This is a genomic window from Paenibacillus pedocola (assembly GCF_031599675.1).
In the GTDB taxonomy this organism is placed as follows: Bacteria; Bacillota; Bacilli; order Paenibacillales; family Paenibacillaceae; genus Paenibacillus_AQ; species Paenibacillus_AQ pedocola.
The window spans coordinates 1,693,062-1,715,846 of the sequence record NZ_CP134223.1 but is presented as its reverse complement, the minus strand read 5'-3'; the positions used below and the strand labels follow the sequence as shown (position 1 = coordinate 1,715,846).

17 protein-coding genes are annotated in these 22,785 nt (G+C 49.8%); 8 read left to right on the top strand and 9 right to left on the bottom strand.

Translation table 11 applies throughout. From position 1 onward, the window contains the following. Positions 1-76 precede the first annotated feature (76 nt). Positions 77-967, top strand: coding sequence for a helix-turn-helix domain-containing protein (locus tag QU597_RS07475; RefSeq protein ID WP_310832059.1), 891 nt, complete (start codon positions 77-79; stop codon positions 965-967). A gap of 8 nt (positions 968-975) precedes the next feature. Here QU597_RS07475 and QU597_RS07470 read toward each other — a convergent pair whose 3' ends face one another. Beyond that, a complete protein-coding gene (locus QU597_RS07470) occupies positions 976-1,890 on the bottom strand; it encodes an ArsR/SmtB family transcription factor (RefSeq protein ID WP_310833253.1) in 915 nt (304 codons plus the stop codon). A gap of 173 nt (positions 1,891-2,063) precedes the next feature. On the opposite strand from QU597_RS07470, the gene QU597_RS07465 reads away from it, so the two are divergent. Then, a complete protein-coding gene (locus QU597_RS07465) occupies positions 2,064-3,554 on the top strand; it encodes a glycoside hydrolase family 43 protein (RefSeq protein WP_310832057.1) in 1,491 nt (496 codons plus the stop codon). A 125-nt stretch (positions 3,555-3,679) separates the two neighbouring features. On the opposite strand, the gene QU597_RS07460 is transcribed toward QU597_RS07465, so the two are convergent. The 7 genes from QU597_RS07460 to QU597_RS07430 all read right to left on the bottom strand — a co-directional run bounded on the left by QU597_RS07460 (position 3,680) and on the right by QU597_RS07430 (position 13,504). Continuing rightward, positions 3,680-5,095: a PAS domain S-box protein gene (locus QU597_RS07460; RefSeq protein ID WP_310832056.1), complete on the bottom strand. Its 1,416-nt coding sequence runs from the start codon at positions 5,093-5,095 to the stop codon at positions 3,680-3,682. Between the two features lie 189 nt (positions 5,096-5,284). Continuing rightward, entirely contained in the window at positions 5,285-6,274 is a 990-nt protein-coding gene (locus QU597_RS07455) for a glycoside hydrolase family 43 protein (RefSeq protein ID WP_310832054.1), read from the bottom strand. A gap of 21 nt (positions 6,275-6,295) precedes the next feature. Then, a complete protein-coding gene (locus QU597_RS07450; protein ID WP_310832053.1) occupies positions 6,296-8,683 on the bottom strand; it encodes an alpha-L-arabinofuranosidase family protein in 2,388 nt (795 codons plus the stop codon). Between the two features lie 307 nt (positions 8,684-8,990). Further along, positions 8,991-10,061, bottom strand: coding sequence for an SGNH/GDSL hydrolase family protein (locus QU597_RS07445; protein WP_310832052.1), 1,071 nt, complete (start codon positions 10,059-10,061; stop codon positions 8,991-8,993). Between the two features lie 207 nt (positions 10,062-10,268). After that, positions 10,269-11,171 carry a carbohydrate ABC transporter permease gene (locus tag QU597_RS07440; RefSeq protein WP_310832051.1) on the bottom strand — a complete coding sequence of 301 codons (903 nt, stop codon included), beginning with the start codon at positions 11,169-11,171 and terminating at the stop codon, positions 10,269-10,271. Then, entirely contained in the window at positions 11,168-12,049 is an 882-nt protein-coding gene (locus tag QU597_RS07435; protein WP_310832050.1) for a carbohydrate ABC transporter permease, read from the bottom strand. Before QU597_RS07435 ends, QU597_RS07440 begins: the two co-directional genes overlap by 4 nt. A gap of 87 nt (positions 12,050-12,136) precedes the next feature. Continuing rightward, entirely contained in the window at positions 12,137-13,504 is a 1,368-nt protein-coding gene (locus QU597_RS07430; protein ID WP_310832049.1) for an ABC transporter substrate-binding protein, read from the bottom strand. A gap of 149 nt (positions 13,505-13,653) precedes the next feature. Here QU597_RS07430 and QU597_RS07425 point away from each other — a divergent pair, with 149 nt between their 5' ends. From QU597_RS07425 to QU597_RS07415, 3 genes are read left to right on the top strand one after another with little or no spacing between them, the layout of a single operon-like run. Then, positions 13,654-15,453: a sensor histidine kinase gene (locus QU597_RS07425; RefSeq protein ID WP_310832048.1), complete on the top strand. Its 1,800-nt coding sequence runs from the start codon at positions 13,654-13,656 to the stop codon at positions 15,451-15,453. A 14-nt stretch (positions 15,454-15,467) separates the two neighbouring features. Next, positions 15,468-17,048, top strand: coding sequence for a response regulator transcription factor (locus QU597_RS07420; protein ID WP_310832047.1), 1,581 nt, complete (start codon positions 15,468-15,470; stop codon positions 17,046-17,048). Continuing rightward, positions 17,029-18,021, top strand: a complete 993-nt coding sequence (locus QU597_RS07415) for an AraC family transcriptional regulator (RefSeq protein WP_310832046.1) — start codon at positions 17,029-17,031, stop codon at positions 18,019-18,021. Before QU597_RS07420 ends, QU597_RS07415 begins: the two co-directional genes overlap by 20 nt. Before the next feature lie 41 nt (positions 18,022-18,062). On the opposite strand, the gene QU597_RS07410 is transcribed toward QU597_RS07415, so the two are convergent. After that, on the bottom strand, positions 18,063-19,637 hold the full coding sequence (locus QU597_RS07410; protein ID WP_310832045.1) for an alpha-L-rhamnosidase-related protein: 1,575 nt from the start codon (positions 19,635-19,637) through the stop codon (positions 18,063-18,065). Between the two features lie 322 nt (positions 19,638-19,959). Between QU597_RS07410 and QU597_RS07405 the strand changes: the two genes are divergently transcribed. From QU597_RS07405 to QU597_RS07395, 3 genes are all read left to right on the top strand, one after another. Beyond that, positions 19,960-20,418 (top strand): nuclear transport factor 2 family protein, encoded by a 459-nt coding sequence (locus QU597_RS07405; protein ID WP_310832044.1) that lies wholly within the window; start codon positions 19,960-19,962, stop codon positions 20,416-20,418. 105 nt (positions 20,419-20,523) lie between these two features. After that, positions 20,524-21,111 carry a TetR/AcrR family transcriptional regulator gene (locus QU597_RS07400; RefSeq protein ID WP_310832043.1) on the top strand — a complete coding sequence of 196 codons (588 nt, stop codon included), beginning with the start codon at positions 20,524-20,526 and terminating at the stop codon, positions 21,109-21,111. 102 nt (positions 21,112-21,213) lie between these two features. After that, positions 21,214-22,641 (top strand): MFS transporter, encoded by a 1,428-nt coding sequence (locus QU597_RS07395; protein ID WP_310832042.1) that lies wholly within the window; start codon positions 21,214-21,216, stop codon positions 22,639-22,641. Positions 22,642-22,785 lie beyond the last annotated feature (144 nt).

Sequence of the window (22,785 nt, the reverse complement as noted above, 5' to 3'; positions counted from 1 at the left end):
TGGCGGAAGGCATCCGCCAATTGACAAAACGCTTAATATAATGGACTATATTCTTATTTAAGAAGGGGGCTAGCACATGGAAATAACTCGAAAGCGAGAGGGCTTTGAGGCAGAGAAATTATTCGTTCTTCCTGAATATATGCAGACGGAATTATCCCGCTCCGAGCTGACGCGTGATTTATACGTAAGCGATATAGGCTATTTCCCCCATGCTCAGCATCATTACCGGGAACGTCCTGAGGGAAGCAGCTCACATATCTTTATCTTTTGCTCCGAGGGGGAAGGCTGGATCGAAGCAGGCGGCAACCAGACCATAGCCCTGACCCCTAATCACCTAGCCGTCATACCCGCGGAAACACCTCACAGATACGGGGCGTCTACCCATGCACCCTGGAGTATTTACTGGTTTCATCTTCAAGGCAGCCACGCAGCGGAATTCATCCGCATGTACGGGATGGATAATGGTCCTGTTCATCTCCCGGCCTTCGCACAGTCGGAGTTCAAGGATGTCTTCAATAAGTGTTATATCCTGCTGTCGGACAAAACCTATTCACTCCCTATCCATACACATGTGTCCCAGTCGATCCGCCAGCTGATCAGCAGTATCGGGATTAGCGCCGTAGGTACAGCCAGAGACAAAAAAAGAGAGCACTATCTGGAGACCTCCATCCGGTACATGACTGACCGGTTGGCGGAATCCATCAGGCTCCCTGAATTGGCCAAGCATACCGGCTTGTCCAAACAGCATTTAATTTTGTTATTTAATGAAGAAACGGGAATCCCGCCAATCGAATATTTTCTGCGTCTGAAAATCCAAAAAGCAACCCAACTGCTAAGTTTAACAGGCTTATCTATTAAGGAGGTCGCCGCAAGCATTGGGATAAGCGATCCTTATTATTTCTCCAGATTGTTTAAGAAAATGACAGGGGCATCCCCCAGCACCTACCGGAGCATTCCAAAGGGGTGATTGCCGAACTAAAGCTCGCCCCTCAGATACACACGGATTACAATGTCCTGATCGTGATTGCCGAATCCGGAACCATACAGTGTTAATCCCCCTGCGTTCACTGCATGCTCATCCACCGCGAAGCGCAGCGTCCAGAACGGCTCCCCCAGCCTGATATCCGCGAGGGTTACGTCCGACATCCGCTCTTCATCCATAAATGTGCCTGATGCGTCAATACGAATCGTCTTTAATAATCCGTATTGATTCACATTTCGATGCCACCATTCGGGGGTCAACTTCCCCCGCGCAGCTCTTCCGAAATCAGCCGGACTTGTCCAGGTGCCCAGAGAGATCCCGTTGAAGATAAACTCAATATCCGAAGGCCAAAAGTCTCTTAACCCGGGAGCCTCCGAGGCTATCTCCACCGAAATTTCGATGGCCTCAGCCGTCTGGTCGGCAAGCAGATAATTAGGCATTTTGTATTCTACATAGCCCCATCCAAACCACAGAATCGCGGCGTGAACCCGCTCAGGATCAAGAAAATAGCGCGGGTCGTCCCAAACTCCAATTTCTTTCTCGCTTGTACCGAGCCCGCAAGTAGGGTGGACATCAAAGGCGGTGTAATGGCCGACTGAAATACTTTGTTCCCTGAGCTTGGCAGATTGGCCGGCAGACGGCAGCTCAATCTCGACGGCTTTCTTTTTTAGAAAGCACATTTTGTGGGTTCCCCCGTTTAGCCTTACCCTGTGACTTCCCACGAGCCCGGCCTGTTCGAGTTTCCGGATGTGCATGGTGACGATCGAGGGGCTGAGTTTTAGGCGACCGGCAATATCCTTTACATTCATCTCATTATCAGCAATAAGACTCATAATCTCCCACCTGACTTCACTTGCCAACGCTTCGTATAACGGCATAAACTTCAGTTCACTGTTCGCTTTGATGATCATCATTAGCTCCCGGCTTCATTTTCTTGAAATCACATATATATGAATTGATTAGAATTAACCTGAAGCTTCAAGTCTAATCCATTGCAAGAATTTAGACAATGGTGTTTAATTTCTTTAGCTGCTGATCCCTTAGATTTATATAGGTGTGAATTTATGAAAGAGGTGGATAGATGAAGTACAACAACCCGGTCATCAAAGGATTTTATCCTGACCCCAGTGTATGCAAAGTAGGAGATAGCTATTATCTGGTTTGCAGTTCTTTTCAGTACTTTCCCGGCGTTCCGGTTTTCGAGAGCAAAGACCTGATTAACTGGAAGCAAATCGGTCATTGTCTAACCAGGGAGAGTCAGATTCAGCTCGGCAATGTGAGCAGTTCGGGCGGTGTATTCGCCCCAACGATCCGGTACAACAACGGAAGATTCTACATGACCACAACCAACGAGACTGATCATCAAAATTTCTATGTATGGACCGACGATATTTACGGTGAATGGTCTGAAGCGATCTCTGTGGATCAGGGGGGAATCGATCCTGATTTGTATTTTGAAGACGGAAAGGCCTTTTTTATGAGCAACGGGACAGATGATAACGGCATCGGCGGTATTGTTCAGTGTGAGATTGACATTGAAACAGGCGCCAAGCTGTCACCCAGCCGTTCCATTTGGCAAGGGGCCGGCGGACGTTATCTGGAAAGCCCTCATATGTATAAAATTGATGGCCGGTATTACCTGATGGCGGCTGAAGGCGGAACGGAATACGGCCATATGGTCATTTATGCGCGAGGAGAATCAGTCTCCGGCCCGTTCGAAGCCTATCCGGACAATCCCGTTCTGACCAACCGCAATCTGGGTGGCTATGAGCTTCAGGGGGTTGGCCATGGCGATCTGATTCAAGACAACGATGGGAATTGGTGGATGCTTCATCTGGGCTTCCGGCAGAGCGGCCAATGGCTTACCTACCATCATCTTGGACGCGAAGTGTTCCTTACGCCGGTTACATTTGGCGAGGACGGCTGGTTCACAGCGGGACATAACGGCACTACACTTACGAGCTTTGAGACCGACCGGATCTCCAGCCAGGTCATTCAACAGGAAAAAACGACCTTCACTTTCGGGAACACCGATTGGAAGCTGGACTGGTGTTATCTTCGTCATCCTGTGACCGGCAATTATCTGCTGGAACCGGATAAGATGACATTAAAGGGAACCGCAGTGTCGCTGGATATTCCGGAAACACCGACATTTATCGGCCTTCGCCAAAGAGACTTCAACGCCGAAATTTCATGCGAAGTCAGCCTTACCCGCGGTGAAGCCGGCATCACGCTCTATATGGATGAGAATCATCATTACGATTTGGCTCTACGTAAAACTGCAACAGGGTATGAAGCTATCGAGCGGCTGAATATTGGTGATATTAAATCTGTTGAAGCGGAATATGGTCTCGGTGGCGATAACCATGCTACTCTGATCATCCGGGCAACTCATGAGCGCTATAGCTTCCTTATTCGCAAAAGCGGCAAGGAGACCCTCTTAGGTACAGCACAAACCAGATACCTTTCCTCTGAAGTCGCAGGCGGATTTACAGGCGTACTCATCGGCTTATATGCCTATGGAGAAGACTCTACGGCTGAGTTCACAAACTTTAAGTGTGAGTATCTATAAGCTATCCAGTGAAAAAAATACAGGCGGTACGAAGCAAAGGATTCTCCTGCTTCGTACCGCCTGATTATTGATATCGCTGCTTATCCCAATCCAATTAAATACTCACTACATATGTATATGAATTCTTAAAGCACAGGCAACGTAATCTCTACAATCGTTCCCGTCGGATTGTTAGCCTTGAATAGAAGGGTACCCTTGTGATTGTGGATAATTCTCCTGCTGATCATAACCCCAAGCCCATTGCCCTCCGATTTGGTCGTAAAGAAAGGTAAGCCAATCCGGTTTAGGACCTCGTTAGGTATGCCGGGCCCCGTATCGGCGATTCGAATAACTCCAGTATCCTCCTCACGGTACAACTCTACGGTGATTTCTGCTCCCCGCGGGCTTGCTTCAATCGCATTTTTAAGAATATTGATGAAAACCTGCTTCAGCTTGTTATTCGCACACCTAAGCGGCAGATTGACGAGTTCCGTACGCATGACAATTTCATTGTCAGTCATATGTGCCTGGGCATTCAACAATACGACTACTTGTCTTACCAGCTGGACCAAATTACAGTCTGCCTGATCCGACGGGATTTCCTTACCCAGCAGCAGCAGCTCGCCGATAATCGAATTAATTCGATCCACCTCCGACAAAATGATCTCATGGAACTCCCTGCCCATCTTAGACTGGGCAAACAGCAGCTGGACGAACCCCCTGATGCTGGTCAGCGGATTGCGGATTTCATGGGCGATGCCTGCAGACAGCTCACCGATCATGGAAATATTTTCGTTGTACCGGAGGTACTCTTCGGTTTTCTTTCGTTCAGTCATGTCGCGGGCAATGGAAATCACCAGCATTCGGCCATTTAGCTTTAATGGCTTCGCGCTGATCTCCACCGGAATTTGCTTCCCGTCCTTCGCAACCTGAATCCATTCGACGAATATCCCATCTCCTCTAAGAATATTCTCGAATATATTGCCGATCTCTTGCACCAGCGATCCCGCTGCTAATGAGTAAGGAGTTTTGTCCAGCAATTCCTGACGCGTATAACCCAGCATCACGCATGCTGCTTCGTTCACGTCCAGAAATTTCGATGGCTTACCTTCCTTATCCTGCTCGTAAATGAAAATGGGATCGTTTGCTTCATTAAATAATTTATAGTATTTCAGCTCTGAGAACTTAATCTCAGTTACATCTCTCAGAACACATATGTAAGCCGTAATACATCCTTCCGGATCTTTAACAGGAGAAATGGTTATTTTGACGCTGATCAGCTCTCCATTTCGTTTCATTCGGAAGGTATCGAGAGCAAACAGACGCTGCCCCTGATCGATAAAAACAAACATCTGATTAAGTTCTTCCCTTAGCTCCGGCGGGACATGCGGAAAATCATTTTCGTTCAGCTCTTCCGTGGTCCAGCCGTATAGCTCAACAAACACCGAATTGGCGTACATCACTTTTTTGTCCATACCCAGAATATAAATCGGATCCGGACTGTGCTCGGCAAAAGAATACAGCGAGTAATGCATCATGTGGTGAACAGAGAAACCGCTCATATAACCGCTCCCGCGACCAGTGTACTTCTCATCTATGGTAGCATTTTGCACAAAGCATTTCTGTGATATAAAATAGGCAAAATGTCAAGAAGGATTATTAAAACCATTTTTTCCAATGGTCATACCAAAAACTGCTTCCCCGGTAAATAAGAGGAAGCGGCCGCTACGATATATTAAATATAGAAGTATTTAACGACCGCCGAACTTTGCCAGATCCGGATCAGCGAACTGTCCCGGCAGCACCTGATGCCCGTCCCCGTAAACCGCCAGAAGCCGGCTGCACTCCCCGGCGGTAATCGGGAGAACCCCGCCGTGACGTTTTTTGTTTTTCCCTAAGTCAAACTCCCCGTCTGCAAGCACCCGGAAATTGCCGCTCTTAAGGTCGGAAGTCAGCAAGGGAAGATAACCTTTTCCTTCCGCATAGCGGTCCACAATCAGACACCATTCTTCACGGCCGCTCAGCTTGAAAATTTCCGGACCCTCGACACCCATGATGGCTTCCAGAACAGGTGCGCTAACAAAGCTGAAGGCGTCTTTATCCAGTGAAGAGCCTTGTTCCACCCGGATATTCTTGGTCGTTTCATCCTTGGAAAAACGGTAATACCTGCCGCCATCTGCGATAATCGTCGTATCAATGATATGATTGTCGCGCTCAATATACTTCTCTGCTGCGGTAAACTTCCGGAAATCCTTAGTACGCGCACAGTAAATTTTATGTTTCCGTTCGTTCTCCTGCGGCTCCCGGGTAGCAGAAGCCCAGAAGACCAGGAACTCTTCTGCAGCCTCGTCGTAGACTGCCTCAGGAGCCCAGACACATCCGGCGCCTTCCACACCAACGGTGACAGGCCAGGGTTCAGACCAGTTCACCAGATCCCCGGATTCCCAGACGATAATATCGCGGCTTCCGGCGTTCACCGCCGCATCCCAGCCCTTGCCGCTGGCAATGCGCAGATCCGTCGCGATCAGATAGAACTTATCTTCCTTAGGCGAACGGATGATAAAAGGATCTCTTACACCCTTTTCCCCCAGCTCAGAGCGCAGAACCGGCAGACCACCGTTCAGATCCTTCCAGTGCAGGCCGTCCTCACTGTAAGAGAAATAGACCTGTTCACCATCTGGCTGCTCACCGATAAAATGAACTAAAAGATAACCGGAGTAGGTTGGTTTCGGTTGGAACAAATTAAACCCTCCTTACTGGTATTATGAATGCTGTATTCTGAACACGGTAACAGAGTGCCCAGAGAAGTCATAATCGAAGCTGTTCCCTTCGAAGGTTATAGTCCGGCTGGAAGGACTGACCTTCAGCGGATCAGCGAAACTGTTCTCCGCATTCAGCTCGATCCCGGACAGTTCATGTACTTCGGCCTTGTACGAGGCGGATCTCAGCTCCTTCAGCTCGATCCGGGCGGGAAGCGGAGTATCCAGTACATTTACCGCTTTGACGATAACATCTCCGGATGAATCCTCCAGACTTGCCGTATAGTACAGCGGCTGAATCTCAGGAAGGCGGTCCTCTGCCTGGTTGATAATAATGCCGTTAATCGACGCGGTGATCAGACGGCCCGAAATGTGCAGCTCCAGCTCATAATCGGTGTCGTTCTCCACAGTGAACAGGCTCTGGGTCAGACATGAGCCCCGGCCGTCAATCACAGCACTTAGCGTACTGTCCTGATTCTGCCAGCCGCCGATTTCCCAGTTCAGCCGGTTGCCTTCATCCTGCATGCCAAAATAAATCAGGAATCCGCGTACTCCGCCTGTTTTTCTGGCTGTCCATTTGAGCGTGTAGTCCCGTAATTCCGTTTCTCCCAGCAGGAACGAGCGGAGTCCCTCCTCCTTGCTGACAGGCCCCTCGATATCGTCGTTCAGTTCAACAGACTCTTCCATCACTTGTTGCTCACCTGTAAGGTTATTCGTCAGTGTAATGTTCCGGTAGGAGACAGCCGACTTCTCGGCAGCCAGCATAATCCGTCCCTTCACAGGTTCCTGAGCAGCCTCAGGCATCTCTGGCAGATTCTCAGCATCAATGTGCAGAAGCCGGTCTCCCTGATGGTTCATGAACAGCTTCTGGACATAGTAATTCGGTGTACCGAAGACCTGGTGGTTATCAAACCAGATCATATCCGGCTTCCAGTTGACATAGCCGGTATTGCAGAGCATTGGAGCGTAGCAGGCCAAGCCGACCGCATGGGCGTTCTGCTCCAGCCGGGTCATGAAGGCGGCCTCCACCAGGGCATTGTAATAGGTATTACCCCAGGAAGCGTACTCACCAAGAAAAACCTTAGGCCCGTCCGCCTTGAAATGATCGTACCGGTCCATGTTAGCTAGGAACCATTCCGGCGACTGGTAAAAGTGTTCGTCCACAAGATCCGAGCCGTGCTCCCTTGCCGAGGCCCAGCCCCGCTCATATTCACCGCCTGCAGCGAACGGTCCGCTGCTGTTAATCACCTGGATATCCGGGTAAAGTTCTTTAATCGCCTTATGGAAATAAGGGTACCGCTCGAAGAACGGCTCTCCGACCTCCTCGTTGCCGATCGCAATATATTCCAGCCCGAAGGGCTCGGAATGGCCGAGTGAGCTGCGGACCCTGCCCCATTTCGTTGAAGCGTCACCTCTGGCGAATTCGATCAGATCGAGCGCATCCTGAATCCAGGGACCCAGCTCGTCAATAGGTACGATGCGTCCGTGATGAGGATCGTAGCCTCCAGGCAATACAGGAATAGCTTTGGCACCAATGTCTTCACAGAACTGGAAGTATTCGTAGTAGCCAAGGCCCAGTGTCTGATTATACCCCCAGTTATTACGTCGCGCCGGGCGCGAAGCGACCTCCCCGATCGTATTCTTCCAGCGGTACATTGAATTCCTGTCATCCGGGTTCAGGGAACCGTCATGAACGAGACAGCCCCCGGGAAAACGCATAAATTTGGGCTTCATATCTGCAAGCAGGACGGCAATATCTTCACGCAGCCCATTGCGGCGTCCACGATAGGTCTTCTCCGGAAACAAAGACACCCTATCGATATCCAGCCTTCCTTGCCCGCCGGCCAGGATCACCAGCCTGCAGGCGGTATCCGTAAAGCCCGCCGTGAGAACGGTTTCATGCTTCTGCCAATCGGCTGAATCCGCAATGATTTCCGCCGAAGCGCATACTGCTCCATTAACCCCCTCCAAAATCACACGCACAGGTGTGGTGAAGCTGTCACTGCGCCGCATACACACTGAGAAGAGGTACTTCTCGCCTTCCTTGACCGGGATGCCTGTGTTGAAGCCTGCATTAGACAGCCCGACCCCGTCACCCGGCTCCAGAATTTCGATCACCGCATAATGCGGATTAGCAGGATGAAACGAAGTTATGCTCTCGACGCTTAAACTGGCACGGCCGCCCCCGCGCTCAACCTTCTCCCAGGCGGTCAAAGAATGGTAATCCTGATGGTCAATCGGGTCAAATTCAAAGGAGCGGTTCTGGATCAGCTCCGCATACAGTCCTCCGTCCGCCGCATGATTTAAATCTTCAAAGAAAATACCGAACAAATCCCCAAGCTGTGCCCCTGTCTTATACGCATACACATTCAGCTTCGCTCTAGTCGCCATTGGTCTGTTCCTCTCATTAGGCTTTACCTTTAATTAATATATACATTAATATAATCGCGATATTATTAACATTATAGTCAGAGGACACAGATCGAGTCAATGCTATATTCTTTTAAAAAGCCGTTAATTTATCCTCTGATCGATTAGGATCTATTTCAATGCTTATTTATTTAGTTAACATATATATTAACAACATCCTCTAATTTCAACATTCCTTACCATGAAGGACTTCAATCAAAGGACCTGGAAAGAAAAGAAAACAAAAAGCAACTCATCCGCAGACGAGTCGCTTTAATGGAACGCTAAATCACCAGTTCAAAAACTCTCTTATTTGAGCAGTCAGTTGCTTGGCCGCTTTCCGGTGTGTGGCCTGGGACGGGTGGAAATCGGCGGCATAGCCGTCAGCCGTCAGCTGCTCGTCAAACTTCATTGCTGTTATATTGCTATCCCCTGTTTCCCGGCTGTACACGCTAACTGCTTGTTCAACATAAGGATACAGCCGCCCCCCCATAATTCCCAGCGTACACAGAATGGGAGCATGGGGATTGTTGCGTCTGACCATTTTAAGAAATTCAACATACTCCTGAGCATATTCTGCCTGCTTACCGGAATCCTCTTTGGTGTAGGAATCATCGTTTGTTCCGAGGTTAATGACGATCAGGTCCGGCACAAGCTTGTTGAAATCCCAAGGTACTTCCTGGGGCAGCAGTGTATCGTCCAATTCCCCCTCAGACTTGCCCACTTTTTCATAGTAGTCCGGAAGAAGATGTGTAGTAAGCTTTTGATCATTTTCCGTGTAGCCTGTAATAATGCCATATCCGCTGTATGAAACCATGCTGTAGTCGGCTTGAAGCTGCTGAGCGGCCAGGTATGCATAGGCTTTCGTGACATCTTCTGTAGCTGTGGAGAAAGAATGCAGCTCATGCTCATCATCAACACCATAGCCGCAGGTAATTGAATCGCCAATGAATTCAATCGAATGTAATTTGGGCGGGGTGGGCTTAATGCCATCCGCAGCATCAACAGCGATCTCTTGAATCCCAACCGTTGACATCGCCGCCTCTGATAATTTAATAACCGTTACCGTGATATCCTGCTCCGTATCGCTTTCAAATACCGTATATGATTTCAAAGGCTGATCCATTTGATCGTCAATGACTTGTTTTCCGTTTACACTAATGCCAATACGGGCCAGATTATTACCGGTTAAGGCAATAGCATCACCTTTTAAGGTAATCTCCGCTTTCTTTCCATAGAATGAGAATTCCACACCGCCGCCCGAAAGCGCCAGCCACAGCACCTCATTATAATAGTGGGTCCGCCCGATGATTTTGACATGGTTCTCTGTTGCTGTATACACCCTGGTTGTTTCCGGCATCTTTAAACCTACCTTCCTTATCAGCTTATGTTGATGTTACGCATTAATAGCAATGTACTCCCAAAGCCGGCTTATTGGCAAGCTAAAGGCAACAACATATTCCCGTACCGGTCTGAGCCGGAAGTATAAAACACTGCCCAAAAAAAGAAGCTGCGCATAGATACGCAACTTCTAATTTAGAATTCTGTCAGATTCCGCGATCCCTCATTATCCCTTAACAGATCCTACTGTAAGGCCCCCCACGAAATACTTTTGCAGGAAGGAGAAGGCAATCAAGAGCGGCAGGGCGCACAGCATACAGGCTGCAAACAGCACATTCCATTGGGTAGGATTCTGCTGGTCCCCCATAAATCCGAGCATAGCGAGTGGCAGCGGAGACTGTGAAGACTTGGAGATAAAGGTCATATTGAAAAAATAATCATTCCAGATCCAGATGCCCTGTGTGATGATAACCGATACTGTAACCGGAATCAGCAACGGGAATACAACCGTCCAGAATCGGCGCAGGAGACCGGCACCGTCAATATGTGCAGCTTCCTCTACCTCTTCCGGGACACCGCTGCGGATAAAGCCCGTGTACAGGAAGGTTGAGAATGGCAGACTGCAGGTTACGAACATCAGAATCGGCGTATACTGCGTGCTGGGAATGCCCAGACCGTTGATCATTTGGACGATTGGAATCAGTACCATCTGTCCCGGTACAACCAGGCCGGCCAGGAAAAAGAGGTATAGAAACTGGCTCCATCTGCTGCGGATCCGGGCCATCGGATAAGATGCCATAGCAGCGAAGATGACCACGAGCACCACGGAAATGGTGGTCAACACCACGCTGTTGAGCAGGGCGGAACCAAAATGCATCCGCTCAAAAGCCGTCCGGTAGCTGGTGAAGGAAATTTCATTGAATAAATTCAGCGGGTTCGAGTTATTGTCCGGAGACCGCAGTGAGGTGGACAGCACGATCACCAGCGGAATCAGATTGAGGATCATAATCACGATGACAAGCAGCTGAACCAGTGTCTTTTTGAGCAGTGCTCCGGCTTTGACAGATTTCCGCGCGTTCAAGGCGGGCTCAGGCTGCAGCATTTTTCCGGCTGTAGTTCCGCTACTCATGCAGACACCTCTTTTCGATTCATCAGCAGTACCGAAACAGCAGTAACTGCGATAATTAATACGAAGGAAATGATACCAAGCGCTGAAGCCTTGCCAAACATCTGCTCCGTAAACGCCATTTTATAAATTGAATAAATCAGGGTGTTAGTCGAAGTTCCCGGACCTCCATTGGTCATAATAAACGGGAAATCGAAGGCTTTCAGCCCGTTGATCAGGCTTAGCGTTGTGTTAATGGTAATCGATGTGGCGAGCAGCGGAAGCTTCACATACCGCAACAGCTTCCAGCCGCCGCAGCCGTCAATCCGTCCAGCCTCCAGCAGATCATTCGGAACCGTCTGCAGCCCGGCCAGGAAGATAATCATCGTGGTGCCGACGTTTTTCCAGATCTCCACGAAAATGATAGAATACAGCGCTGTAGAATAGCTGCCCAGGAAGTTTAGGTTATCGTTCGGAATCCCGAGTTTATCCAGGAATGTAGCAATCATCCCGCTGTCCGGCATATAGACATAGCTCCAGATGAAGCCGACTACGATAGCACTGAATAGGGTTGGAATGTAAGAAATGGAGCGGTAGAAGCCTTTACCCCGGATCTTCATGTTCAGCAGCAGCGCCAGACCGAGTCCGATCAGGTTGCCTGCCACGACACTGACTACAGTATAAATGAGCGTATTGCTAATGGAGTTGCCCAGTGTCCCTCCGCTAAACAGATCCTTATAATTGTCGAAGCCGATATAATTGAAGGTTTGGGCATACCCGTTATAATCGGTCACGCTGTACTGAAACAGCTTCGTAATCGGAAAAATCCAGAAAGTCAAATAAAAGAGCAGCGCCGGTACTGCGAAAAAATACATCGTTTTTTTCATTACAGTTGATTTCATCTCTGTCTTACCCTCCTGTCCAAAACTGTTCCGCCGCCCTGGCTCTTGCTCTCCAGAGCTGGCGAAACAATTCTCATTTAAACCAAATTAGTTCTTCCACAATTCCTTGAACTTCGCATCCATTGCCTCTGTAACCTTCTCCGGAGTTGTCTTGCGGCCACCGATAATTTCAGCAAACTTAGCTTCCATTTCTTCAGCTACACCGGTTGGCCACATCTGGTTCGGGAAGTACACGGACTTGCCGTTATTCAGATAGGAGTCGTTAACCTCTTTGAAGAGATCATGGTTCAGCGGCACGCCACTATATACACTGATCGAATTATTGGATTCGGTCCACGCCTTGAACAGATCGGACTGGCCGTCGAACAGATAATCCATTACTTCCTTGGCAATATCCAGATTCTCCGACTTGGCGTTGAGTGCGAATCCTGCAGCGGTTGCAGCGGATACATAGGTCGGCTGGCCTGCTTCATTCGCCGGCAGGGAAAAGAATCCGCGGGTAAAGTCAGCTGCACCCTTAGCCGTTAAAGTAGCATAATCCCACGTTCCGTCAAATATCATCCCTGCTTTGCCGTCAACAAATAGCTGAGCGGCCTGGGCGCTTCCAAGTCCCAGTGAATTCTTAACTACATACCCTTTGTCGTACAATTCTTTCATTTTGGAGATGGTATCGACCCATTTCGGATCGGTCAGCGATTTCTCTCCTGCTTGAAGTTTGCTGTCAAAATCCATTTCATCCGGGTAGACCACATTCGCCGCGATTTGATACATTCCGAACTGCAGGAACCACGGGTCCTTGTCCGCCAGTGAAATCGGTGTAATGCCCGCATCCTTCAGCTTCTGGCAGGCTTCCAGGAACGAATTCCAATCCTGCGGCATCTCCGTAATCCCTGCCTGCTTGAACAACTCCTGGTTATAATAGACACCCAGGTAATCCAGACCGCCTGCGATCCCATAGGGCTTACCCTCATACGACATATCATCCTTTGCACCTTGGCTGATCTTATCCCAGAAGGTCAGGTCGGACAGATCGGCGGCATACCCTGCCTTGGCCATATCCAGCACACCAAGCGATGCATTTCTCGGGAAGACCCAGAAGATATCCGGCCCTTGGCCTGAAGCAAGCTTGGTACGGATAGAAGTGAAGTACTGTTCATCCGGAAGCTTTGAGGTTTCCAGGGTAACGTTAGGGAATTTCTCCTTGACGAGCTTAGGCATGATATCGAGTGCAAAGTCCTGCCCGTCCGGGGCTTTGGTGCCGGATACCATCATCGTGAGCGTCACATTTTTGGTGCTGGCTGCTGTGTCCGCGGCGGCTGATGCTTCCGGGGCATTTGTAGCGTTGCCGCTGTTAGCCACCGTATTACCATTATTTCCTGATCCACAGCCGGCTAGAAGAGTAAACATCAACGCCAGCAGCATGGCTCCTGTACGTTTTTTGGTTCGCGTTTTCATTAAATAACCTCCCTATTGTTCTATACTTCTAATTTCCGGCAGCCATTCTGCTTGGTGGCTGTATTGATATCTTAATCGTGAAAGCGGTATAATTACTTTTGCATTTAGGGTGCACTATTTTACGACCAGCTAAATCGGAGGAAACGAGCATGAAATTTGTCAGTATCAAAACAAAACTTTTTCTGGCGCTGGTCCTGGTCTCTGTGATTCCGATTGTGATCGTCACTTATAATTCCTATCAGAGCTATACCGATTTGGTCAACCAGCAAACCTCACTTGTCGCCTCCAACACCGTTCATAATACCGTTCAGGGCATTGAAGATATTTTCGGAAATATTGAACGCATCTCGCTAACTATTCAGCAGCAGTCCTCCAGTGCAACCGCATACAGTACAGTAAGCGATGAATTGAAGAAGCTGGCCGTCACCAGCGATTCCTACGACATTTTTATTATACAGAACAAGCTGAAGCTGATTTTCGAGAATTTGCTGCTCAGTTATGATTATATTAACGGGATTTATCTTTTCTCGCCTGACGGCAAAAACATCAGCTACGGCAGTACGGCTGAGCTTCAGGTTGACTACGTTCCGTTCCAGGACGACTGGTATCAGAAGACCATTGCCAGCAAAGGCCAGCTCTACATCGGCGAACCCGGCGTCAAGCCTTATATTATCAACTCTGAACCTTCTATACTCTTTTCCCGTGCACTCTACGATATGAAGACACAAGAGTTCCTTGGCGTATTCATGCTTGACTGCAGCCTGGATATCTTTAAGGGTCTCAATCAGGATGCCGTTCCCAATATGAGCTATTTTGTCCTGGCGAATGACGAAGGCAACATTATCTATGACAGCACCGGTAAAAACATCGACACCCGGTTGCCTGAAACCTTAACCCGCAGAACGATGGCCATGCAGAGTAATGAGCTGGAATTTTACAGCGGGGACATATTGACAGTAATCCAGCGGCTGCCGGTCTATCATTGGTCGGTCATCGCCAATATATCGCTGAGTGAACTGTATGAGAAATACGGGATATCCCGGAAGCTGATCGTTTATATTTCCCTTACCTGTGCCGTCATTTTCATTCTGCTCTCTGTCCTGCTCTCCAACTGGATTACTAAACCGATCACCCACCTTGCCAAAATCATGCGCAAAAATAAATCACAAAAGTTCATTACGACGGATATCGAGCCCCAGCGGGTGGACGAAATCGGCTTCTTGTATATGGAATACAACAAAATGATGAAGGACATCGACACCTTCGTCAGGGAAATCTACCAGAATAAAATCCTGACTATGGACTCACAGATGAAAGCGCTCGAAGCCCAGATTAACTCGCATTTTCTGTACAATACACTTGAATCCATCAACAGTATTGCCGAAATCGAGGAGGTAGACAGCATTGCGGTGATGACCAAATCCCTCGGGGATATGTTCCGTTACAGCATTAAAACCGACAGCGAGCTGGTGCCCGCCCGGGACGAGCTGCAGCATGTGGATAATTATATGTCCATCCAGCAGATCCGTTATGGCAGCAAAATCCGTTATGTCAAAGAGATAGAGACAGCTGTGCTGGAAGCAAAAATTCTCAAGCTGATTCTTCAGCCTTTAGTGGAAAATGCCGTCTACCACGGACTGGAGAACAAAAAAGGAAGCGGCTTACTCCTGCTGAAGGGTTTCCTGGAGCCTGATACCGGACGGATTATCTTTGAAATCCACGATGACGGGATCGGCATTTCCGCTGAGCGGCTGAGGGAAATTCAAGGGCTGCTGGAACAGCCGCCGGAGTTCCTGGGGCTGGGCCACCGGAGCAGGCAGAGCATCGGCATTAAAAATGTGCACTCCCGCGTCGCCCTGTACTACGGCTCTGATTTTGGCCTGGCCATTGCCAGCGAACCTGATACAGGCACGACTATCACCTTGACCCTCCCCTCCAAAAACACTTGAAAAGAGGCTGAGCCATGTACAAATTCATCATTGTTGACGATGAGCCATTGATCCGCCAGGGTCTGCTGAAAAAGATCCGCGGTGTGACTGAGGAGCTCAGCTTCTGCGGGGAAGCGGACAACGGCGAGGATGCCCTGGAACTTGTCCGCACGGCGGATCCGCACCTGATCTTCACGGATATGCGGATGCCGGTGATGGACGGGAAATCACTGCTTAGGCAGCTGCAAAGTCAATATCCCGATAAAAAGATCATCGTCATCAGCGGTTACTCGGATTTTGAATATATGCAGGAGGCCATCTCCGCCCGGGTAGTCCACTATCTGCTGAAACCGTTCAGTAAGGAAGAAATTTTAGGCGCGATCTCCAAAGCGGTAACCGCCATCGAAAGTGAGCAGTCTGCCAAGGCGGAGACTCAGAATATTACCAGGGAAGCTGAACAGTTAAGTCTTCTTGGAGATATGCATGCCCTGCTGCAATATGTTGCCGGGTTCTATCCTGCTCAGAACCCCCCTGTATTCCGGTCTGCTCCCATGCGAAATCTGATGTCTTCCAGCAGAATGGTGTTGCTGACCCTTTATAATCCTGAAGAGTTAGCTGCCCAGGAACCTGCCTTAGAGAGAACACATCTGTTTCTTCCCCACCCTCAGAGCAGGAAGCTGGCTTTTTCCCTCCAGCTGTGCGACGCTTCGCTTAAGGACAGCGAGGTACTGGAACTGGCTGCTACCGAAGCCCGGAAGTTAATTGCCGGAACGGGGCCGCAGGCCTGCATCGGAATCAGCGGTGTGAAAAGCAATGTAACGGAGCTGCAGCAGGCCCGGGAAGAGTCCATGTCTGCCTTGAACTGCCGCGCTATCGCCGACCAGGGCCAATTTTTCCATTACCATCCGGGGAGTTACCAGGCTGGACCTGTGATGTGGGAGGGAAGCGGCGACCTGCTCTTCTTCATTGAGTCGGGCAACACGGAGAAAGTAACGGAACTGGTTCTCGATTATTTTGAGTATTACCGCGGGCAGCCTGCGGCGACAATTCACCAGCTCAAAGAGAACTGCCGGTATCTCATCGCTGAGGTCAAAGCTCTCGTATCTGCTTATTTCCCTACCCAGGGCGGGCAGCATCCGTCTTCAAGTCTGGAAGCGGTACTGGGCATTTCATTTGATGCGGAAGAAATCAGGCATTACTTCCTGACAGTACTCACCTCCATCGCAGAATTGCTGAAGGAGCAATCGGTCTATTCTTCTCCCAATGTCATCGACAATGTGAAGGTCTATATCCGCAAAAACATAAGCTCACCAGTAACATTAGAGCATCTGTCGAGCCTGTTCTATATCAGCCCGAGCTACCTCAGTTTTCTGTTCAAAGATAAAACCGGTGAGAATCTGATTGATTACGTCAACAAAGAGCGCATTGAGCGCGCTAAGCTGCTGCTGCGCACCAGTGACGATAAGATTTATAAGATCGCCAAAGCTCTCGGGATCGACAACGCCAAATACTTTTTCCGGCTGTTCAAAAAAATGACCGGTTACACACCCGAGGAGTATCGCAAGCAATGTGACAGCGGAAAGGGAGGCGGAGCGGATGGATCATGCGGAGCTTGAACAGTTTCTTCGCCGCCATAATGACATAGAAGCCAAGCAGCGGCTCACCCGCCGCAACATTGAGGAATTCGGCGGCAAAGAGTTGGCCCTGCCTGAGGGGGAACGGGTACCGCGTCTGCCGGAACACCTCTTTTTCAGCCAAGGCGATTATCATATCAGCAAGCACCACAGATATGCAGCCATGCCGGAGCACACCCATGCATTTATCGAGCTCAATTATATGTATTCCGGGCGTTGCCAGCAGACTATAGGCGGGTCCGGCGTTGAGCTGACTCAAGGCCAGATATGCCTGCTTGATACAGATGTCCCCCATTCGATTTCCAGCCTGGATGAGGATGACATTCTAATCAATATTCTCATGCGCAAGGAAACGCTTAACGCAGCCTTTCTGACCCGCCTGGGGGTTGACGGCAAATTAACCGATTTTCTGGTCAACGCCCAGTCTCCCTCCGCTGCCCATAACCGGTATCTGGTCTTCCGGTCGGAGAATTGTCTGAATCTTCACCATACCCTCGCCAGCCTAATGTGTGAGTATTACGATCCCCGGGAGTTCTCTGCGGATATGATAGGCGGCTATATGGTCATCGTGTTCACAGAGCTTATGCGGGTGCTGAAGCAGGACCCTGCCCTAAACGGGCTTCCTTTTACGAACAGGGCCGATCTGCTGGAAATCCTGCAATATCTGGAGTGCCATTTCCAGGATTGCTCCCTGAAGGATCTGGCTGCACACTTTAATTTCAATCCAAACTATCTGGGGAATCTGCTGAAGAAAAGCACCGGCAAGACCTTTGGTGAGCTGGTACAGGAACACCGTATGGCTTATGCCGCTCTCCTGCTCTCCAGCAGCGACCGCCCCATCGGAGAGATTGCCGGCGAATGCGGCTATGAGAGCCTGAGTTTCTTTTACAAAAAATTCGCCGAGCGCTACGGGCTAACCCCCCTGCTCTACCGCAAAAAAAATAAAACAACCTGAGACAGCGCCGGCTGCGGCTGCTCAGGTTGTTCTTGCTGCTCCTATAACTTATATTTACGGATTAGATAAGTTGGTGTACAGCTCCAGGCATGACAATAACTGTTGATCAGAGGGCTGCCATAAGGGGAAAAGCTCTTATCATTGGGATCATACAGCTCCCAGAACGTATCCGCTCCGTCTTTAATCATTTGCCCCCAATACTTCTTCATCTCCCGGATGGCTGATTCCCTCTCGCCGACCTGGATCAGCGCCTCGATAAAGTGATGTACCATATATGGTGTAGACATCGGAATAGCAGAATTGTCATCCAGCAGTTTCAGCATAAGCTCCCTCCCGTGCTCCGGTACCGGTACTCCAGCCAGCACCATCCAGATTTGGGACGCATACGATACCTGTCTATCGCTGCCGCTGATGAAATAGCCGGACTCAGGATCCCATAAATGTTCCATTGCAGCTTGCGTAAGCGTTCCGGTCACCTGCTCCAGCTTATCCTTTCTTTCATCTCCGAGCAGGCTGGCCAAATTCAGTGCACGCTTCAAATTATAAATTAAGATCGCTTGGGAAGGAGCCTGCTTGTTCAATTGGGGATGCCAGTCAATGAAGGACCACCAGCTCTCGTCATCGGTTACGATCCCGCGCTCGTCAAGCCGCTCAAGCCCCAGCTCAATCTGCCGGTAAGCGGACGGCCACAGCTCTTCAAGTGTGCTCCGGTCCTCCGTAGCGAGGAAATAATCATGCAGCGTAGCGACAAAAAAGAGCGAATAATCATAGAGATACGTATCGTCCGCTATCACCTGCGGCTTCATGAACAAATTGGCTGTGATTCTGCCCCGCTCATCCGGATAAGCCGCGAACAGATACAGGCAGCGTTTCACCAGCTCATTGCCTGAGAACGTCTCATAATTGGCGAGCGCCTGCAGCCGCAGATCTCCGAGCCATAATCTGCGGTCCCGCTTGGGGCCGTCTTCGAATACCTCCTGCATGCACTCCTCCAGCGTCTTTACGCTGACTTCATCTATCGCCTGCAGCTCCGGGTCCGCATGTGTGAACGCAGACAGAGCAGAGCGGTCAGCCGAGGTTACCGCCGTGCAGCTGATCTCTGCAAAGGATACCTTGTACTTTGGCGAGGTATCGAGCACCTTCAGCTTGAGATACCTGAAGCTGTATCGCCGCTCCAGGTTCAGCGCGCTTGGCAGCACATCGAGATGAACACGCTCCTCCTGCAGCCAGGAGCTGCTGAGCCATCCGTTATATTCGGAGAACGGTTCTGCCATCTCAACGGGCATTTCGCCCAGAGTGATTTGCAAATGAAGCGGTGCATCCGGCGGGCTCCCCACGGGAACGATCCGGATGGCCAGATTTCCGACCAGATGTTCTCCGAAATCTACAATAACCTCTTCACCTTTGCCGAACGAAAGAGCTGCAAGGTCTTCTGCGTTCCTCAACGCTTCTGCCTGCCAGCCATGGATTATATGTTCATTCTTAATCACATGCACAATCTGCCTTGGGCTGCACTGCCGGTAAATAAGCCGGGGTTTCAGCTGCCCGGCGACTGCGGCAAATACCTCGTTTTTATGAATGGTTACTGCTTCCTGACGCTGCATAGCTTGTGTCATGTGATCTATTCCTCCTTCGGTATGCTCCTCACCTCTTCAGTAAACCTTATTCCGGGCGGATTGAATATGCAGTGAATACAGCAAGTATTGCTCATATTACAGGTTCGCTCCAAACTGTGGTCACCCCTAAGATTCCATTAATCTACCTTCTTCAATGCAAAGGTGATAAAATTTTGAAATTAATTATTGACTGATCGATCCGGAATTGGTATGATGAATTCATCAAGAACAGGAGGTGCTGAGTGGTCAAAAGGACCGATTATTTTTTTGATTATTTCAGACCAATTGGTCAAATAAACTATTATCCAAATTGGAGGAAAAAATGATGACAAACCAAACCGTAACGCAAGAAGCAGTACGTGAAAGAGCACAAGAGGCCTTCCGCAATCATCTGAAGCATCTGTCCGGCGGCGACATTAAGGCATGGGTTGACCTGTGGGATGAGAATGGCCTGCTCGAGTTCCCATACGGACCGGCAGGGTTCCCGGATCAAAAGCAAGGCAAGGCCGAGCTTTATGACTACATGCAGAACTTCCCGAAACATTTTGAGGTCCAGTTCACTGATCTTGTCTTCCATCTGACGGTGGACCCGGAGCTCGTTATTGCAGAGTTCAAGTCTGCCGGAAAGCACCGGGAAACAGGCAATCCTTACAACCAAACATACATCAGTGTCGTAGAGACCAAGAATGGTCTAATCACACGTTACCGCGACTTCTGGAATCCGCTGGTGGCGATCGAGTCCATCGGTAGTGTTAATGACGTTGTACGCTTCTCGGAGTAATTCGCTATAGAGTGACAGTCCTTCTCTCTCACTGCCTTTTACTTCCTCTTCTTGACTGAACATTCTAATATCGCTAGCATGGTAGATGAGAAAGGCGGTTATTCAATGGCAAGAAACAAAGAATTCGATACCAATCTTGTGCTGCATAAAGCGATGGAGGTGTTCGGGCATTATGGCTATGAAGGAACCTCCATGCAGCTTTTGCTCGAGGGTCTCGGCATTGCCCGCCAAAGTCTGTACGATACGTATGGCACGAAACGGGACCTTTTCCTAAAAGCAGTTAATCATTATGTGAATGAAAAGTCCTCTGCGGTAGTCGCTTATTTGGCAGAGACGGCGTCTGTGAAGACAGCAATTTCGGATATATTCGAGGCTATCGGTGAGACGCTCAGAGACGAGCAGCGCCGCAAGGAGTGCTTCATTCTCTATAGCGCTATTGACCAGGTCCCGCATGACCCCGAAATTGCCGTGCTGTTCAATGAGGATAAAAAACGGCTGGAGCAGGCACTTTACGATGCTCTGGTTCGGGGAGTGCAGCAGGGCGAGTTCAGCGCCAACCGGGATTTGCAGGCGCTGGCCCGGTATTTGTACCATGCACGCTACGGGCTTACACAAGCGGCCAAATTGTCGGATGATCCGCTCGTCATCGAGCAAATTACCAAGGTTACGTTATCTGTGCTGGACCAAGAATGAAGCGTCGCAAGGGGCTTCATTCCTTTTTACCCATTTCAGACCGAATGGTCAAAAAAAATTTTATTGCAGGCACTTTTGTCTGCGCACGAAGGGGAATCGAACATGAACGCAACAAAACACAAAGGATTAGCGCTATTAATATTGGCGGTCTCGCAGCTGGTCATGGCACTGGATTATACCATTATTTTCGTGGCAATGCCGTCTCTGGGAAGTGACCTCGGATTTTCAGCGAATCATCTCCAGTGGGTGGTCAGTGCGTATTCCCTTGCTTTCGGGGGGTTCCTGCTGATCGGCGGGCGTTTATCTGATTTGATGGGGAGAAGACGCATGTTTATAATCGCGATGGCGCTCTTCGGACTCGGCTCACTCATGGGCGGATTAGCAGAGTCGCAGCTTATGTTAATCGCGGCTAGAGGACTGCAAGGACTAGGCGGGGCGCTGCTGTCGCCGGCTACCTTATCGCTTATTATGTCGAACTTCAACGAGGGGCCGGAACGTAACCGTGCGATGGGCATCTGGGCATCCATGGGCGGTGTCGGCATGTCGCTTGGCCTGCTGCTTGGAGGGGCTCTAACGAGCTACGTCGGATGGGAGGCGACCTTCCTGGTGAATGTGCCGATTTCACTTCTAGCTGTTATTCTCGCACCATTCGTACTGACTGAAAGCAAGGCACCGGCAGGCGCCAAGCATTATGATGCGGCTGGTACACTATCGGTAACTGCTGGTCTGCTAAGTGTTGTCTATTATCTGATTCAAGCACCGGTCGAAGGCTGGGTCAGCGCATCGGTACTTCCTTTCGCTTTGACCGGCGTGCTCCTGCTGGCTGCTTTCATAGCCATTGAGAAAAGAACAAAGGAGCCGCTGATTTCCTTCCGTATGTTCCGGGGCCGTAATCTTACGGGCGCTGCACTGACAGCGTTTCTGTTCTCGGCTTCATTCGGCTCGCTGTATTACTTCCTGACGCTGTATACGCAAGATGTGCTGCACTATTCGGCTATCCAATCGGGCTTTAGCTTCCTGCCGCTTACACTGAGTGCCTTCGTCGGCGCCAAACTCATCAATACCATGCTCGCAAAGGTCGGCGTGGCTGGTACAATCGCCGCAGGCATGGGGCTTGGAGCCGCCGGGTTCCTGATGCTGACGGGATTGTCTGCGAGCGGATCAGCTTGGAGTATCATTCCGGGTACGGTGATCATCGGCATTGGTCAGGCGCTAGTCTTTACGACGATGTTCATCGCGGGCAGCGCTGGCATTGAGCCGAACGAGCAAGGCATCGCTTCCGCACTCATCTCGACAGGTCAGCAAATCGGCGGAGCTATCGGTTTAGCGGTGATTATGGCAATTATTTCGGCAAGCCTGGGAACGGGGTCAACTCTCGAACACCTGCAGCCGGCTGCTCTCAACTCCGCGATCCATACAGCGTTCCTGATCTCCGCTGCGACCACGCTGCTCGGCATTCTGGTAGCCTTCCTGGCCCTGAAGCAGCCAAAGCCGAAGTTGGATGAGATCAAGGTCACGGCAGCTCATTAAGGGAGATGACAAGACCGAAAATTATTAAAGCAGCAAAGACCTAGGGTGAGAACTCGAGGTCTTTACTGCGTTAATAATGAAAGCTTCACCTAAACAAAAAAGCACCTCCATATTAGAAGGTGCTTTGATCTAAACTGTTTAATT